Here is a 17,078-nt window from a genome sequence, read left to right on the forward strand (position 1 = left end):
GACCCGGCCACGACCCGTCGGGCAGTCCGCGTGCTTCCGGGGAAAGGGAGCCATGTCCGAAACCTCCCGTTCTCAAGCCCACCCCCAGGACGGCACCCCCGCCGCTCCCGCCGCCGCGGCGGGCACCCGGGGCGCCGGGGTCCGGAGAACCGCCCTGGGCGTCAGCGAGCTCGTCCAGGCGGCCCTGCCGCTGATCGCGGCGTGGCTGCCCACCCAGCGCTGGTACGCCGGCAAGGGGCGGCCGATCACCGGCCTCACCCCGGTGGTCGGCACCCCCCTCCAGGTCGGCGACCCGGCCCTGCTCCACCTGCTGCTACGGGTCGAGCACGCCACCACGGCCGGCGCCCCGCACGGCGACATCTACCAGCTGCTGCTCGGCATCCGCTCCGGCGGGCTCGGGGACATCGAACCCGGCGCCGTGCTCGGCCGGCTCAGCCAGGGCCCGTACGACGGCGCGACCCTCTACGACGCGGTGCACGACCCGGAACTCACCGGGCGGCTACTGGAACACCTGGCCACCGGGGACCGCTTCGGCGCCCTGTCCTTCCGCCGCACCCCCGGCTCGGGGCTGCCCGCCAACCTCCCCGGGCGCGCCTCCACCGCCGAGCAGTCCAACAGCTCGGTCATCTACGGCACCTCGTACATCCTCAAGCTGTTCCGCCGCATCCACCCCGGCACCAACCCCGACCTCGAACTCTCGCTCGCGCTCTCCCGGGCCGGCTCCACCCGCATCCCCCGGGTCGCCGCCTGGTTCGAGAGCCGGATGGAGCGCGCCGAGCCCGCCACCCTCGGGCTTCTGCAGCGCTACCTGCCGGACGCCGAGGACGGCTGGGAGCTGGCCCTCGACCAGGTCGGCCGGCTCAAGGGCGACCGGTCCCCGGGCAACTTCGCCATCGAGGCGCACCGGCTCGGCCGGGCCACCGCCGAGGTGCACCGGGTGCTGGCCCGCTCGATGCCGGTCGCCCGGCTCGACCGCACCCAGACCGGACGCCTGGCCGGCGCGATGGCCGACCGGCTGGACAGCGCCGTCGCCGCCGTCCCCGGGCTGATGCGCTTCCGGGCCGCGCTGCGCGCCGCCTTCCAGCAGCTCGCCGACGCCCACCCGGACGGTCTGCCCGTCCAGCGCATCCACGGCGACCTGCACCTCGGACAGGCGATGCGCACCCCGCACGGCTGGGTGCTGCTGGACTTCGAGGGCGAGCCCGCCAAGTCGGTCAACGAGCGCCGCGAGCCGCAGCCGGCCCTGCGCGACGTCGCCGCGATGCTGCGCTCCTTCGACTACGCGGCCGCCCACCTGCTGGCCGGCGGCCCGGTCGACCCGGAACTGGCCCACCTGGCCGCCGCCTGGGCCCAGCGCAACCGCACCGCCTACTGCGCCGGCTACACCGCCGGCGGCGGCGCCGACCCGGCCGCCTCGCCGGAGCTGATGCGCGCGCTGGAGATCGACAAGGCGGTCTACGAGGTGGTGTACGAGGCCCGGCACCGGCCGAGCTGGCTGCCGATCCCCCTGGCCGCGATCAACCGGCTGGCCCTGCCCGTCTGACCCCCGCGTCCCGTACCCCCGTCCTGTTCCCCCGTCCTGTTCCCCCGTCCTGATCCCCCGTCCTGTTCCCCCCGTCAGTACCGCCCGTCCTGTACCGCCCGCAGGAGTTCGCCCACCCCGCCGCAGGAGGACCCCGCCGTGACGCCGATCGACCCGACCGGCCGCCCCACCCGCCCCGTACCGGCCACCTTCCTGGCCGGACCGCTCCCAGCCGAAGGGCGGGCGGCCGAAGGGCCCGCCGGCCACGAGCGCGCGGAACGCCGGGCGACCGAGGAGGAGGAAGGCACCGGGGCCCCCTCGGAGCCCCCGGCCGCCCCCCGGCCCACCCCCGGGCACCCCCGGGAGGCCGCCCGCCCGGCCCCCGGCGGGGCGCTGCGGCTGCCCGAGGCGCCGCTGCCGCCCTCCGAGGTCGACCGGCTGGTGGGCGGGCAGCACCACGACCCGCACGCCCTGCTCGGCGCCCACCCGGTGCTCGGCGGCACGGCGATCCGGGTGCTGCGCCCCTTCGCCGAGCGGGTGGTCGTCGAGACCGCCCAGGGCCCGGCCGAACTCACCCACCAGCAGGGCGGACTGTTCACCGGCCTGGTGGCCGGCGGCGACCCGCCGGACTACACCCTGCTGGTGACGTACCCCGGCGGCGAGCCGCTGCGCCAGCACGACGGCTACCGCACCCCGCCCACCCTCGGCGAGCTCGACCTGCACCTGATCTCCGAGGGCCGGCACGAACAGCTGTGGCGGGCGCTCGGCTCGCACCCGCGCACCGTCGACGGGGTGGCCGGCACCGCCTTCGCGGTCTGGGCGCCGAACGCCGCCGGGGTGCGGCTGATCGGCGGCTTCAACCACTGGGACGGCACCGGGCACCCGATGCGCTCGCTCGGCTCGTCCGGGATCTGGGAGCTGTTCGTCCCCGGCCTGGCCGAGGGCGCCACCTACAAGTACGAGGTGCACACCCGGCAGGGCTGGGTGCTGGACAAGGCCGACCCGCTGGCCCGGGCCGCCCAGTGCCCGCCCGGCACCGCCTCGGTGGTCACCTCCTCCGACCACCGGTGGCAGGACGGCGAGTGGATGGCCCGCCGGGGCCGCGCCGCACACCACCGGGCACCGATGTCGGTGTACGAGCTGCACCTGCCGTCCTGGCGCCCGGAGCTCACCACCTACCGCGCCATCGCCGAGGAACTGCCGCGCTACCTCAAGGAGTTGAACTTCACCCACGTGGAGTTCATGCCGGTGATGGAGCACCCCTTCGGCGGCTCCTGGGGCTACCAGGTGTCCGGCTACTACGCCCCCACCGCCCGGCTCGGCAGCCCCGACGACTTCCGGTACCTGGTGGACACCCTGCACCGGCACGGCATCGGCGTGATCGTCGACTGGGTGCCCGCGCACTTCCCCAAGGACGACTTCGCGCTCGCCCGCTTCGACGGCGAGCCGCTGTACGAGCCGGCCGACCCGCTGCGCGCCGAGCACCCGGACTGGGGGACGCTGGAGTTCGACTACGGCCGCAAGGAGGTGCGCAACTTCCTGGTCGCCAACGCGGTGTACTGGTGCGAGGAGTTCCACATCGACGGCCTGCGGGTGGACGCCGTCGCCTCCATGCTCTACCTCGACTACTCCCGCGAGGGCGGCTCCTGGACGCCCAACCAGCACGGCGGCCGGGAGAACCTGGACGCGGCCTCCTTCCTCCAGGAGATGAACGCCACCGTCTACCGGCGCTGCCCGGGCGTGATCACCATCGCCGAGGAGTCCACCGCCTGGGACGGGGTCACCCGGCCCACCGACGCCGGCGGCCTCGGCTTCGGGCTGAAGTGGAACATGGGCTGGATGCACGACTCGCTGGTCTACGTGTCCAAGGAGCCGGTGCACCGCAAGTACCACCACAACGAGATCACCTTCTCGATGGTGTACGCCTACTCCGAGAACTACGTCCTGCCGATCTCGCACGACGAGGTGGTGCACGGCAAGCAGGCGCTGGTCTCCAAGATGCCCGGCGACTGGTGGCAGCAGCGCGCCAACCACCGCGCCTACCTCGGCTTCATGTGGTCCCACCCGGGCAAGCAGCTGCTGTTCATGGGGCAGGAGTTCGCCCAGGGCGCGGAGTGGGACCACGAGCAGGGCCCGCAGTGGTGGGTGCTCGACGAGCAGTGGCCGGCCCACCAGGACCACCTCGGGGTGCGCCGGCTGGTCCGCGACCTCAACCGGCGCTACCTCGACACCCCGGCGCTGTGGGAGCTGGACACCGTCCCGGCCGGCTTCCGCTGGCTCGACGGCGGCGCCGCCGAGGACAACCTGCTCTCCTTCGTCCGGTACGCGGCCGACGGCTCGCCGCTGGTCGCGGTCTGCAACTTCTCGCCGGTCGTCCGGCACGGGCACCGGGTCGGCCTGCCCCGGCTGGCGGGCCGCGACCAGCTCTGGGAGGAGCTGCTGAACACCGACGCCGAGGAGTACGGCGGCAGCGGCGTCGGCAACTCCCACCCGGTCAAGGCCGAACCGGTGGAGTGGGACGGCCAGCCCCGCTCCGCCGAACTGGTCCTCCCCCCGCTCGCCACCGTCTGGCTCCGCCCCGCGCGCTGAGCGCCGTGCCCGCCGGGGGGCCGCGCGCGACGGGAGTCACGCGCGGCCGGACAGCCCCCGGACCCCCGGGTGCCCGCCCCGCCGGGCGGGCCCCCGGGCGGGACCTCCGCCCCTTGCCCGAACCCCGCCGTTCTGCTCGCGGACGACCGTTCGGGGTGCGAAGGTATGGTCGATATGACCACTTTCCGAGACGACGGGACGGAGACACCCACGTGGCGCGCAGCGTGTACGTGACCGGCATCGACCGGGGGGACGGCCGCCAGGCGGTCGAACTCGGGGTCATGGAACTGCTCACCCGCCAGGTGGACCGGGTCGGGGTGTTCCGCCCCCTGGTGCACGCCGCCGCCCCCGGGCGGCCGGGCACGGACCACGTGGTCGAGCTGCTGCGCGGCCGCTACCGGCTCGACCTGCCGAGCACCGAACTGTACGGCCTCACCTACGAGGAGGCCGCCGCGCTCCAGGCCGCCATGGGGCAGGACGAGCTGGTCTCCGTCCTGGTCGACCGCTTCCACGCCCTGGAGCGGCGCTGCCAGGCGGTCCTGGTGCTCGGCACCGACTTCTCCGACACCAGCATCCCGGACGAACTGGCCTTCAACGCCCGCCTGGCCAACGAGTTCGGCGCCGCCGTGCTGCCGGTGGTCGGCGGGCACGGCGAGGACGCCGACACGGTGATCGCCGAGGTGCTGGGCGCCCACCGCGCCTACACCGACCTCGGCTGCGAGACCCTGGCGATGATCGCCAACCGGGTCACCCCCGGCGCCAAGCAGCGGATCCAGCGCGCCCTCACCGAGAAGCTGCCGCTCCCCTCCTACGTCATCCCGGAGGAGCCGGCCCTGGCCGCGCCCACCGTCGCGCAGCTGGTCGAGGCGACCGGCGCCGAGGTGCTGCTCGGGGACGCCGCCGGGCTCGCCCGGGACGTGCGCGGCTACGTCTTCGGCGGCGCCATGCTGCCCACCTTCCTGGACGCGCTGACCGAGGGCGCCCTGGTCGTCACCCCCGGGGACCGCGCCGACCTGGTGATCGGCTCGCTGGCCGCGCACGCCGCCGGCGCCCCGCCGATCGCCGGCGTGCTGCTGACGCTCGGCCAGCACCCCGGCCCCAACGTGATGGCGCTGGCCGCCCGGCTCGCCCCCGGCACCCCGGTCGCCGTCGTCCCCGAGGGCAGCTGGCCCACCGCCGCCCATCTGACGCACCTGGAGGGCAAGCTCACCTCGGCCAGCCCCCGGAAGGCCGAGATCGCCCTCGGCCTGTTCGAACTGCACGTCGACACCGCCGAGTTGACCACTCTGATGGAGGTCGACCGGTCCGAGCGGGTCACCCCGATGATGTTCGAGCACGAGCTGCTGGAGCGCGCCCGGGGCGCCCGTCGACACGTCGTCCTGCCCGAGGGCACCGAGGAGCGGGTGCTGCGCGCCGCCGAGATCCTGCTGCGCCGCAACATCTGCGACCTCACCCTGCTCGGCGAGGCGGACGCCGTCCGCCGCAAGGCCGCGGCCGCCGGCATCGAACTGCCGCAGGTGGGGGCACCTCCCGGCCGCCAGGCTGGGGGAGACCCGGGCGCCGACCGGGCCCAGGTCCGGATCGTCGACCCGGCCACCAGCCCGCTGCGCCGCCAGTTCGCCGAGCTGTACGCGAAGCTGCGCGCCCACAAGGGGATGACCGTCGAGCTGGCCCTGGACGTGGTCACCGACGTCTCGTACTTCGGCACCCTGATGGTCCAGGAGGGCATCGCGGACGGCATGGTCTCCGGCGCGGTGCACTCCACCGCCGCCACCATCCGGCCCGCCTTCGAGGTGATCAAGACCTCGCCGGGCGCCTCGATCGTCTCCTCGGTCTTCTTCATGTGCCTGGCCGACCGGGTGCTGGTTTACGGCGACTGCGCCGTCAACCCGGACCCGGACGCCCAGCAGCTGGCCGACATCGCCATCCAGTCCGCGGCCACCGCCGCCCAGTTCGGGGTGGAGCCGCGGGTCGCGATGCTCTCGTACTCGACCGGCACCTCCGGCTCCGGCGCCGACGTCGACAAGGTCCGCAAGGCCACCGAGCTGGTCCGCGAGCTGCGGCCGGACATCCTGGTCGAGGGCCCGATCCAGTACGACGCGGCGGTGGACGCCCACGTCGCGGCCACCAAGCTGCCGGGCTCCCCGGTGGCCGGGCGGGCCACCGTGCTGATCTTCCCGGACCTCAACACCGGCAACAACACCTACAAGGCCGTCCAGCGCTCGGCCGGCGCGGTCGCGGTCGGCCCGGTGCTCCAGGGGCTGCGCAAGCCCGTCAACGACCTCTCCCGCGGAGCGCTGGTGCAGGACATCGTCAACACCGTCGCGATCACCGCCATCCAGTCCCAGGACCACAAGGGGGCCGAACAGTGAGCAAGGGCACCCGCGTTCTCGTGCTGAACGCCGGCTCCTCGTCGGTGAAGTACCAGCTGATCGACATGCTGGACGGGGCCAAGCTGGCCTCCGGGCTGGTCGAGCGGATCGGCGAGAGCACCGGCCGGCTGGCGCACACCCCGCGCGGCGGCGAGGCCCGCGAGACCGTGCAGGTCTTCCCGGACCACTCCGCCGCGCTCAAGGCCGTCGCCGAGGAGCTGTCCGCCGACGGCCTCGGGCTGGACTCCCCCGAGCTGGCCGCGATCGGCCACCGGGTGGTGCACGGCGGGCTGCGGTTCACCGAGCCGACCGTGATCACCGACGAGGTGCTCAAGGAGATCCGCCGGCTGATCCCGGTCGCCCCGCTGCACAACCCGGCCAACATCACCGGCATCGAGGTGGCCCGCGCGCTGCGCCCCGACCTCCCCCAGGTGGCCGTCTTCGACACCGCCTTCCACGCCTCGATGCCCGAGTACGCGGCCCGCTACGCGATCGACCGGGCCGTGGCCGACGAGCACCGGGTGCGCCGCTACGGCTTCCACGGCACCTCGCACCAGTACGTCTCGCGGGCCACCGCCCGGCTGCTCGGCAAGGACCCGGCCGAGGTCAACGTGATCGTGCTGCACCTGGGCAACGGCGCCTCCGCCTCGGCCGTCGCCGGCGGCCGCTGCGTGGACACCTCGATGGGCCTGACCCCGCTGGAGGGCCTGGTCATGGGCACCCGCTCGGGCGACGTCGACGCCGGCGTGGTGTTCCACCTGCACCGGGTGGGCGGCCTGTCCGTGGACGAGATCGACGACCTGCTCAACCGCCGCAGCGGCCTGCGCGGGCTGTGCGGCGAGAACGACATGCGCGAGATCATGCGCCGGGCCGACGAGGGGGACGCGGACGCGCGGCTGGCGTTCGACGCGTACGTCCACCGGCTGCGCAAGTACATCGGCGGCTACTACGCGGTGCTCGGCCGGGTGGACGCGATCGCGTTCACCGCCGGCGTCGGGGAGAACGCGGCGCCGGTGCGCGCGGCGGCCACCGCGGGACTGGAGGAACTGGGCATCGCCGTCGACCCGGAGCTGAACTCGGTGCGGTCCGGCGAGGCCCGGATCATCTCGCCCGCGTACGCCCGGGTGGCGGTCGCCGTGGTGCCCACCGACGAGGAGCTGGAGATCGCCCGACAGGCCTTCGCGCTGGTGCACCGGGAACGCCGGGAGTCCGAGGACTGACACGGAATCGTCTCACTCCTCGGAACTTTTCGTCGGCGATTCCTCCCGGTGCGTACCGAATGCACCTATAACACGAACGGATAGACTGATCCATATGCGCCGAGCGAAAATTGTCTGCACCCTGGGTCCGGCCACGGACTCCTACGAACAGCTGAAGGCCATCGTCGAGGCGGGCATGAACGTCGCCCGACTGAACATGAGCCACGGCAACCACGCGGACCACGAGGAGCGGTACCGCAAGGTCCGCCAGGTCTCGGAGGACACCGGCAAGGCCATCGGCGTCCTTGCCGACCTCCAGGGTCCGAAGATCCGTCTGGCGACCTTCGCCAACGGCCCGGTGACCGTCGACAACGGCGACGAGTTCACCATCACCACCGAGGACGTCCCCGGTGACCAGCACATCTGCGGCACCACCTACAAGGGCCTGCCCGGCGACGTGAAGCCCGGCGACCCGATCCTGATCAACGACGGCGTCATCGCCCTGGAGGTCGTCAGCGTCGACGGCCCGCGGGTGAAGACCGTGGTGATCGAGGGCGGCGTGCTCTCGAACAACAAGGGCATCAACCTGCCCGGCGCGGCCGTGAACGTGCCCGCCCTGTCCGAGAAGGACAAGGACGACCTGCGCTTCGCGCTGCGCCTGGGCGTCGACATGATCGCCCTGTCCTTCGTCCGCAACGCGGACGACATCAAGGACGTCCACGAGGTCATGGACGAGGTCGGCATCCGGGTGCCGGTCATCGCCAAGATCGAGAAGCCGCAGGCCGTCGAGGCCATGGAGGAGATCGTCCTCGCCTTCGACGCCATCATGGTCGCCCGCGGCGACCTGGCCGTGGAGTACCCACTGGAGCGGGTGCCGCTGGTCCAGAAGCAGCTGGTCACCCTGGCCCGCCGCAACGCCAAGCCGGTCATCGTCGCCACCCAGATGATGGAGTCGATGATCCACGCCTCGCGCCCGACCCGCGCCGAGGTCTCCGACGTCGCCAACGCCATCCTGGACGGCGCCGACGCGGTCATGCTGTCCGCCGAGTCCAGCGTCGGCAAGTACCCGGTCGAGACCGTCCGCACCATGAGCCGGATCTGCGAGAAGGCCGAGGAGGAACTGCTCTCCCAGGGCCTCCAGCCGCTCAACCCGGGCCGCAAGCCGCGCACCCAGGGCGGCTCGGTCGCCCGCGCCGCGTGCGAGCTGGGCGACTTCCTGGACGGCAAGGCGCTGGTCGCCTTCACCAAGTCCGGTGACACCGCCCGCCGACTGTCCCGCTACCGCTCGCCGATCCCGGTGATCGCCTTCACCCCGGACAGCGCCACCCGCAACCAGCTCTCGCTGAGCTGGGGCGTCGAGGCGTACGTGACGGAGCAGGTGGCCACCACGGACGCGATGGTCGCGCAGGTCGACCGGGAGCTGCTGAAGATGGGCCGGCTCGGCGACGGCGACACCGTCATCGTCACCGCCGGTGTCCCGGTCGGCATCCCCGGCACCACCAACATGGTGCAGGTGCACCACCTGGGCACCCGGAGCGAGTGAGCACCCGTCAGGCCTGAACGCCCGTGGGGCGGTCCTCCTTCCGGAGGGCCGCCCCACGGGCCTTGCGGCCTCGGCTGCTTGTCGGCGTCGGCTGGTTGTCAGCCTCGGCTACTTGTCGGCCTCGGCTACTTGTCGCTGTACGGGGCGTCGTCGTTGAACAGGTGCATCCCGGGGATGTGCAGGGTGCCGCCGAACTGACCGGCCTGCTTGGCGGTGACGCCGGTCAGCTCCAGGTCCAGCGGGATCGGGATGGCGCCGATCAGGTCGTACAGCCAGCGCGGCAGGGTGTCCGGGGTGAGGGTGATCTCGCCCAGGTCGATCAGGATCGGCAGGCCGAGCACCTTGGAGAGGTGGCCGGACAGCCGCTCCACGTACATGGTGACCGGGCCGTTGCGCATGGTCGAGGTGGATCCCGGCGCGCCCTGGACGTGGAAGGTCACGCCGTTGCCCTCCAGGGTGGACATGTCGAGGTTGTCGATGTCCACGCTGTCGACCACGAACTTCAGGACGCGCTTGCTGCCGGTCGGGGTCTTCACGTCGTAGACGCCGTGGAAGGCCGCGCCGTGCAGGGCGAGCCGGCTGGTCTTCAGGGTCCAGTTCTGCTCCGGGACGACGTGCCCGGCGGCCGGGGCGCCCGCGGTCAGACTCCGGGCGTCCACATCGCAGTTGGGGTTCTCGGTGGGCGTCGCGGACGGGGTGCCGGAGGCCCCCGCGGAGGGCGTCGCCGCGGCCTTCCCGGACGGCGTCGCCGAGGGGGCCGCCTTGGTGCTCGCCCTGCCGCTCGGCGTGGCGGCGGGCGAGGGCTCGTCGGCGGCGGGCTGCGTCGCGGGCGGCGCGGCCTGCTGGGCGGCGGCGGCCGGGGCCTGCGGCTGGGCGGGCTGCGCCGGGGCGGCCGTGCGCGGGGCGGGGGCGGCGGGCGCGGCCGGACCGCCGGGCGCCGCGGGGGTGGTGGCCGGGGCGCCGCTCGGGGTCGCGCTCGGCGAGCCGTTCGGGGTGAACAGCCGGCTGACGCCGCCGAGCAGGTCGTCGATCAGCCCGGCCTGGGCCACCGTGCCGGCGTCGCCGATGGCGGCGGAGCGGGCGGCGGGCTGCTGGGCCGAGGGCTGGGTGGACGCGGTGGACGTCCCGGCCGCCGGCGGCTTGACCGGCGAGGTGGGCTGCTGGGCGGGCTGCTGGGCGGGCGCCGTGGTCGGCACCTGGGTCGGCACCGAGCCCGGGTCGGTCGACGGGCCGCCGGCCGGGGGCGTGGCGGACGGGGCCGAACCCGGCGCGGTGGACGGGCCGGGCGGCTCGGGCAGCTCGCTCTTGGGCACCGGCGTCTCGATCGGCGCCACGTCCGGCACCACGGCCGGCGCGGTGCCGCAGGGCTTGCCCGCCGCGGACTCGGCGACCGCCGGGTTGGGGGTGTAGGCGGCGGCCATCAGCAGCGCGGTCGGCACCGCCGCCATCGCCAGTGCCCGGCCCCTCAGCCGGACCCGTACGGGCGTGCGCGGGGCCGCGTGCCGGCCGGAGCGCTGCGCGGGAACGGTCGTACCGTCGGCTTGCTCGGCCGGCCCGGTCACCGCGCCTCCTCCTGGTCCGCGGCGCCGGCCGGCTGCGGGACGGCGGCACCGGCCTGCTTCGGCACGGCGGCCTCGGCGGCGGGCCGGGTGGCGGCCTCCGCGGCGGGCGCGGCGGCCACGGCCGCCTGGTCACCGGCGTCCGCGGCGTCACCGGCCCGGAGCCGGCGTCCGCGCTTCGCCGCCGGACCGGCCGGCGACTCGGCCGACGCCTCGGGCAGCGGCGCCCAGGAGACCAGCAGCCCCCCGCCGATCAGACCGGGCAGCAGGGCCAGGCCGAAGCCGGCCAGGTTGGACATCGGGATCGAGACCAGGGTCAGCAGGATGGTCGCGATGCCCGCGAAGACCCTGACGGCCTTCTGGAACCACCCGGCGATGCCGAGGGCGATCAGCAGGACGCCGATGAGCAGGGAGCCGGCACCCGCCGTGGTCGACATCGCGATGGTCACGCTGCCGAGCGCCAGGTGCGCGTAGGGGAAGTAGAGGATCGGGACGCCGGCGATCATGGCCAGCAGGCCGCCCCAGAAGGGCCTGGTGCGACGGAACGTGCGGAAGCCCCGCCAGACATATCCGATCGGATTCTGGCGGCCGGTCCGGGTTTCGACCGTTGCGCTGGACATGGTGCAGCTCCTCGGCATCGCTACGAGGGGAGTGAACGACTGGCGTGGGGCCGGGAACGGCGGAGCCCGCCGCCCCCGGCCCGCGAAAGGGCTCAGCTGTCGGGCGTGCCCGTCGGCGCGCCCTCAGGCAGGGCTCAGTAGCACTCGTTGCCCGGGCCGTCGCCCTGCTTGAGCGACAGGCTCAGGCCGTTGAGCACGAACTTGCCGGCCGAGGTGGCCCGGGCGGTCTGCTCGACGTTGTCCAGCGAGGCCGACTTGGCGGCCTGGGCGAAACCGGTGGCACCGGTCGGCAGGCCCTTGCCACCGCCGGCGGCGGAGACACCCGGGTGGGGCGTCCAGCCCTGGGTCGCCGTGCCGGGGAGGGTGGAGGCGTCCTGGCCGATGTTGATCTGGTTGAAGGTCGCGTCGGCCTTCAGCGACTCCATGTCGATCAGCAGGTTGTCGGCGTGCACCGGCTTGCCGTTGCCGCCCGCGTTCAGCTGGAGGGTGATCTTGCCCAGGCCGAACTTGGTGAGGTCGGTCACCACGGACTGGCACATGTTGGTGATGTCGGCCGAGTCGAAGGCCGAGACGGCGACCGGGTGCGCCGCGCCGTTGGCCTCGATGTCGACGGTGCCGAACTGCGAGAAGTTCGTGCCCTCCAGGTGGGAGGCCTTCACCTTGAACTGCTGGCCGGAAATGCTGAACGAGGCGGCGAGCGCGCTGTTGGCGATCGAGACGCCGACCATCGCGGTGGCCGCGATGCTCGGCACCATCACCAGTGCGAAGCGCTTCCAGCGGGTCTTGCCGTAGGTCTGGGACATGCGAGTCCTCCTTCTAGGACGTACATCTCCGGCTCCCCGGCGGCGCGTCCCGCGCCGGTGGGGGCCTGGGATGGGAGAGAGCTACGTCCTCGGTAGCGGAGAGCGCCTTGGGCGTCGTCGGACGCGGGAACGGCCCGCTTGCGGCGGACCTCCCGTCCAAGCACCGGCCGACCTTGTGGGGCGGCGGGCAGGACCGACGACATCGGCGATCACCCCCGAGCGACAACCAGCGACCGCGCAGGGCCGCGCGGCCGGTCGAAGGACAGGAACCGCCGTGGGACCGCGGATACCCCCCTGCCCTCCCTGCCGCCGACCGGGGCCGGCGGACCGCCCGGTGGGGATCCCTCGCTCCGCGTGACCGACCGGAATCGGCGGATGTGGAGTCTGGGACCGGGCGTGGCCGATCGTGCTTGAATCCCGGGCGAAGCACAAGAGGTGACTTACTGACGGGTAATGCAACATCAGGTGGCGTTGATCATGGAATCCCGGCGAGCTGCACCGAGCGTGACGCCTTGAAGGAATCGTGACGGCGAAATCCGCCGGAAACAGAAGCGAAACACCCGCGGGCGGTCACACATGGTGAGCACCCGCGGGTGAAATCAAGATTTGGTAAACCTCTGTCCGGTTGACCGGATTGTCGCCAAATCACCAGGCGACACCGCAGGTCATCCGCCGTGCCAGGCGACGGCCCCGAGCCGGGCGCGCGGCCCGGCCCGAGCCGGGCTCAGAACAGCACGCGCGCCAGCGCCGTACGGGCCGCGACGACCCGCGGGTCCTCCGGGCCGATCACCTCGAACAGCTCCAGCAGGCGCAGCCGGGCGGTGTCCCGGTCCTCGCCGGCCGTCCGACCGACAGTGGTCACCAGGCGCCCGAAGGCGTCCTCGACGTGACCGCCGACCAGGTCGAGGTCGGCCGCCTTGAGCTGGGCGTCGACGTCCTTCGGGTCGGCGGCGGCCGCCGCCCGGACGGCCTGGAGGTCCAGGCCCTCGATCCGCTTCAGCAGCTCGGCCTGGGCCAGGCCCAGCTTGGCCTCGATGTTGCCCGGCTGCTCGGCCAGCACGTTCCGGTACGCCTGGATGGCGCCATCCAGGTCGCCGGCGTCCAGCGCGTCGTGCGCGGCGGACAGCGCCGGGTCCTCGGGGCGCTGCGGCGCGGGGGCCGCGGCCTCGCCCGGAGCGACCGCGCCGGCCGCGCCGCCGGCCACGCCGAAGCGCTGCTCGGCGACCAGGATCAGCTGGTCCAGGATCTTGCGGACGTTGGCGGCGCTCTCCGCACCCTGGAACAGCGGCACCAGCTGGCCGGCCACCACGGCCATCACGGCCGGGATGCCCTGGATGCCGAACTGCTGGGAGAGCATCTGGTTGGCGTCCACGTCGATCTTGGCGAGCACGAAGCGGCCGGCGTACTCCTCGGCCAGGCTCTCCAGGATCGGGCTCAGCTGCTTGCAGGGCCCGCACCACTCGGCCCAGAAGTCGATGACGACCGGCACCTCGGTGGAGCGCTGGACGACCTCGGTCTCGAAGGTGTCCTCGGTGACGTCGATGACGAGCTGGTAGGCGGACTGGGCGGGGGCGACTCCGGCCGATTCGGCGGCGGCCGCCTGACGGGCCCGCTCGGCCCGGGCCTGCTCGGCCTTCTGGGCGGCCTCGCCGGCCGCCTTCACTGCGGCGAGGTCGACCGCGCCGCGCAGGGCGGAGCTGTTGGGACGCGAATTCCGTGGCTGCATGGCACCATCCTCCCCCGTCCGCGCTGCTGGCGGGCACCAACCTCCGGAAAGTCGCCCCGCGCGGGCCGCGCGGCGCGGGATTCCGGGCGCGGTGCCCCTCCCCCGGTAGCCTGGACCGTTCGGCGCGGATCCCCACCCGCGCCCGCACCGCTCCCGTCCCACGGGACGCGGCGCCTGGTTGTCGCTGCTTTCGCTACGAGTCGTAGCGTAACTGGAGCCGGGGCCCCGCCCGCAAGCCCCACCGGCGGTTCGGCGACGTGACCTGCCCCACTTTCCCGGGCCGTCCCGATGCCCGAACGGGCGAACAGTCGCTACCGTTACCAGCCCCACCCAAGTTACCCACCAGTAAAGCGCAAGGAGGCCCGGTGCCGGCCGCCCAGCCCCCAGCGAGCCCAGCGAACCCAGCGAACCCGGACAGCACGGAGCGCACGGAGCGCACGGAGCACCCCCGCCGGGCGCGCCCCGACGGGGCCGGCTCGACCCCCGAACCCGCGGCCCCCGAACCCGCGGGCACCACCCGGGCCAAGGGCCGCCCGCGCAGCGCCGCCGCCGACCGCGCGATCCTCGACGCCACCCGCGAAGCACTGGCCGAACTCGGCTGGGGCGGGCTGACCATGGGCCACGTGGCGAGCCGCGCCGGGGTCGCCAAGACCACCCTCTACCGCCGCTGGCCGTCCAAGAACGAGCTCGTGGTGGACGCCGTCGCCAGCCTCTTCGACGAGCTCGTGATGCCCGATCTCGGCAGCCTGCGGGCCGACATCGAGGCCGTGGTGGCCCAGTTCGCCGACCTGCTGGCCCGCCCGGAGACCCAGGCCGCGCTGCTCGCGCTGTTCGCCGAGGGAACCCGCGACCGGCAGCTGCGGCGCCGGATCCGCGAGTCCATCGTGGATCCGCAGAAGCGGCTGGTCCGCCAGGGCCGGGCGGCCGCCCAGGCGCGCGGGGAACTCGAAGCGGACTGCGACGCCGCGGTGGCCCGCGAGGAGGTCGACATCATCTTCGACACCATCGCGGGCACCGTCGAGCACCGCGTCCTGGTCAGCGGCGAGCCGATCACCCCGGAGTGGACCCGCCGCTTCACCGACCTGCTGCTCGGACCGTTCCTCGCGGGCTGACCGTCCCCCGCCGGCCGAGGGCGCGGCACCCGAGGACCACCGAGGACACGGCGAAGCCGCCGTACGGACTCCGTACGGCGGCTCCTCCTCGGTCCCGCGGGCCCGGCAGCCTCAGAACGCCGCGTTCTCCTGGTACGTCCCCCACTCCTGCCGCAGCGCGTTGCAGATCTCGCCGAGCGTCGCCTCGGCGCGCACCGCGTCCAGCATCGGCGGGATCATCGACTCGCCCGAGCGCGCCGCCGCCAGCATGGCGTCCAGCCCGGCGCGGACGGCCGCCTCGTCCCGGGCCGCCTTGCGCTCCCGCAGCACCCGGACCTGCTCGCGCTCGACCTCGTGGCTGACCCGCAGGATCTCCAGCTCGGGGGTGACGCTGCGCGGGTGGCAGTTGACGCCGACCACGCGCTTGTCGCCCTTCTCCACCGACTGCTGGTACTGGAAGGCCGCCTCGGCGATCTCCCCGGTGAACCAGCCCTCCTCGATGCCGCGCAGGATGCCGGAGGTGATCGGGCCGATCTCGTGGTCCTCGCGGCCCTTGTCCAGGATCCGCTGGAAGATCGCCTCGGCCTGCTGCTCGATCCGGTCGGTCAGCGCCTCGATGTACCAGGAACCGCCCAGCGGGTCGGCCACGTTGGCGACGCCGGTCTCCTCCATCAGCACCTGCTGGGTGCGCAGGGCGATCTCGGCGGCCTGCTCGGAGGGCAGCGCCAGGGTCTCGTCCAGGGCGTTGGTGTGCAGCGAGTTGGTGCCGCCGAGCACCGCGGCCAGCGCCTCGACGGCGGTGCGGACCACGTTGTTGTACGGCTGCTGCGCGGTCAGCGAGACGCCGGCGGTCTGGGTGTGGAAGCGCAGCCACTGCGCCTTGTCGGTCTTGGCGCCGAAGCGCTCGCGCATCCAGCGGGCCCAGATCCGGCGCGCGGCGCGGAACTTGGCGATCTCCTCGAAGAAGTCCAGGTGCGCGTCGAAGAAGAAGGACAGGCCGGGCGCGAAGACGTCCACGTCCAGGCCGCGGGACAGGCCCAGCTCGACGTAGCCGAAGCCGTCCGCGAGGGTGTACGCCAGCTCCTGCGCGGCCGTCGCCCCGGCCTCGCGGATGTGGTAGCCGGAGACCGACAGCGGCTTGTACGCGGGGATGCCCTCGGCGCAGTGGGCCATCAGGTCGCCGATCAGGCGCAGGTGCGGCTCGGGCGCGAAGAGCCACTCCTTCTGCGCGATGTACTCCTTGAAGATGTCCGTCTGGAGGGTGCCGTTGAGCACCGCCGGGTCCACGCCCTGGCGCTCGGCCGCGACCAGGTACATGCAGAAGATCGGCACGGCCGGGCCGCTGATCGTCATCGAGGTGGTGACCTCGCCGAGCGGGATGCCGTCGAACAGCACCTCCATGTCGGCGGCCGAGTCGATGGCCACGCCGCAGTGGCCGACCTCGCCGAGCGACTTCGGGTCGTCCGAGTCGTAGCCCATCAGGGTGGGCATGTCGAAGGCGACCGAGAGGCCGCCGCCACCCGCGTCCAGGATCATCCGGTAGCGCTCGTTGGTCTGCTGGGCGTTGCCGAAGCCGGCGAACTGGCGGATGGTCCAGGTGCGGCCCCGGTATCCGGTCGGGTGCAGGCCGCGGGTGTACGGGTACTCGCCCGGCCAGCCGATCCGCTCGAAGCCCTCGTAGGCCTGCCCGGCGGGCGGGCCGTAGACCGGCTCGACCTCGTCCCCGGAGAGGGTGCTGAAGTCCGCGTCCCGCTTGCGGGCCTTGTCGTACCGCTGCTGCCAGCGCTGCCGGCCGCGCTCGATCTCCTCGGCGTCCATGACCCCGAACTCCGCTCCGTACGGCCGCCACGGCACGGGCGGCACAGCTAGTAGGACGTCCTAACAATTTACTCGGACGTCCTAGTACTTGTCGACGGAAGATCGCCCGCACGGCCTGGAATCCACCCTGACGGGCCCGGAAACGGCAGGCCCGAAACGGCGGCAGGCCCGGGAGCGGCGGGCCCGGAAACGGCGGCAGGCCCGGGAACGACGGGAGCGCCCCTCCCCCGGTCGGG

11 protein-coding genes are annotated in these 17,078 nt (G+C 73.4%); 6 read left to right on the forward strand and 5 right to left on the reverse strand.

Going from position 1 to position 17,078, the window contains the following annotated elements; all coding sequences use genetic code 11:
* The first annotated feature begins 52 nt into the window (after positions 1 to 52).
* The 5 genes from ACFWP2_RS04705 to pyk all read left to right on the forward strand — a co-directional run bounded on the left by ACFWP2_RS04705 (position 53) and on the right by pyk (position 9,225).
* On the forward strand, positions 53 to 1,543 hold the full coding sequence (locus tag ACFWP2_RS04705) for a maltokinase (protein WP_380448266.1): 1,491 nt from the start codon (positions 53 to 55) through the stop codon (positions 1,541 to 1,543).
* A gap of 138 nt (positions 1,544 to 1,681) precedes the next feature.
* Positions 1,682 to 4,111, forward strand: a complete 2,430-nt coding sequence (glgB, locus tag ACFWP2_RS04710; RefSeq protein ID WP_380448268.1) for a 1,4-alpha-glucan branching enzyme — start codon at positions 1,682 to 1,684, stop codon at positions 4,109 to 4,111.
* Positions 4,112 to 4,323: 212 nt separating this feature from the next.
* Positions 4,324 to 6,483, forward strand: a complete 2,160-nt coding sequence (gene pta, locus ACFWP2_RS04715) for a phosphate acetyltransferase (protein WP_380448270.1) — start codon at positions 4,324 to 4,326, stop codon at positions 6,481 to 6,483.
* Positions 6,480 to 7,703 carry an acetate kinase gene (locus ACFWP2_RS04720; RefSeq protein WP_380448272.1) on the forward strand — a complete coding sequence of 408 codons (1,224 nt, stop codon included), beginning with the start codon at positions 6,480 to 6,482 and terminating at the stop codon, positions 7,701 to 7,703. The genes pta and ACFWP2_RS04720 overlap by 4 nt, the downstream gene beginning before the upstream one ends.
* 94 nt (positions 7,704 to 7,797) lie before the next feature.
* Entirely contained in the window at positions 7,798 to 9,225 is a 1,428-nt protein-coding gene (gene pyk, locus ACFWP2_RS04725; RefSeq protein WP_380448274.1) for a pyruvate kinase, read from the forward strand.
* A gap of 125 nt (positions 9,226 to 9,350) precedes the next feature.
* Here the strand turns inward: pyk and ACFWP2_RS04730 are convergent, their stop codons facing one another.
* The 4 genes from ACFWP2_RS04730 to ACFWP2_RS04745 all read right to left on the reverse strand — a co-directional run bounded on the left by ACFWP2_RS04730 (position 9,351) and on the right by ACFWP2_RS04745 (position 13,933).
* Positions 9,351 to 10,787 carry a hypothetical protein gene (locus tag ACFWP2_RS04730; RefSeq protein ID WP_380448276.1) on the reverse strand — a complete coding sequence of 479 codons (1,437 nt, stop codon included), beginning with the start codon at positions 10,785 to 10,787 and terminating at the stop codon, positions 9,351 to 9,353.
* Positions 10,784 to 11,404 carry a DUF6114 domain-containing protein gene (locus tag ACFWP2_RS04735; protein ID WP_380448278.1) on the reverse strand — a complete coding sequence of 207 codons (621 nt, stop codon included), beginning with the start codon at positions 11,402 to 11,404 and terminating at the stop codon, positions 10,784 to 10,786. The genes ACFWP2_RS04730 and ACFWP2_RS04735 overlap by 4 nt, the downstream gene beginning before the upstream one ends.
* A gap of 134 nt (positions 11,405 to 11,538) precedes the next feature.
* Entirely contained in the window at positions 11,539 to 12,207 is a 669-nt protein-coding gene (locus ACFWP2_RS04740) for a DUF6230 family protein (protein ID WP_380448280.1), read from the reverse strand.
* A gap of 724 nt (positions 12,208 to 12,931) precedes the next feature.
* Positions 12,932 to 13,933, reverse strand: a complete 1,002-nt coding sequence (locus ACFWP2_RS04745; RefSeq protein WP_380448282.1) for a tetratricopeptide repeat protein — start codon at positions 13,931 to 13,933, stop codon at positions 12,932 to 12,934.
* A gap of 560 nt (positions 13,934 to 14,493) precedes the next feature.
* On the opposite strand from ACFWP2_RS04745, the gene ACFWP2_RS04750 reads away from it, so the two are divergent.
* Positions 14,494 to 15,045, forward strand: a complete 552-nt coding sequence (locus ACFWP2_RS04750) for a TetR/AcrR family transcriptional regulator (protein WP_380448915.1) — start codon at positions 14,494 to 14,496, stop codon at positions 15,043 to 15,045.
* Positions 15,046 to 15,156: 111 nt separating this feature from the next.
* On the opposite strand, the gene ACFWP2_RS04755 is transcribed toward ACFWP2_RS04750, so the two are convergent.
* On the reverse strand, positions 15,157 to 16,842 hold the full coding sequence (locus ACFWP2_RS04755; RefSeq protein WP_380448284.1) for a methylmalonyl-CoA mutase: 1,686 nt from the start codon (positions 16,840 to 16,842) through the stop codon (positions 15,157 to 15,159).
* Positions 16,843 to 17,078 lie beyond the last annotated feature (236 nt).

It is taken from the genome of Kitasatospora sp. NPDC058444 (assembly GCF_042721415.1).
In the GTDB taxonomy this organism is placed as follows: Bacteria; Actinomycetota; Actinomycetes; order Streptomycetales; family Streptomycetaceae; genus Kitasatospora.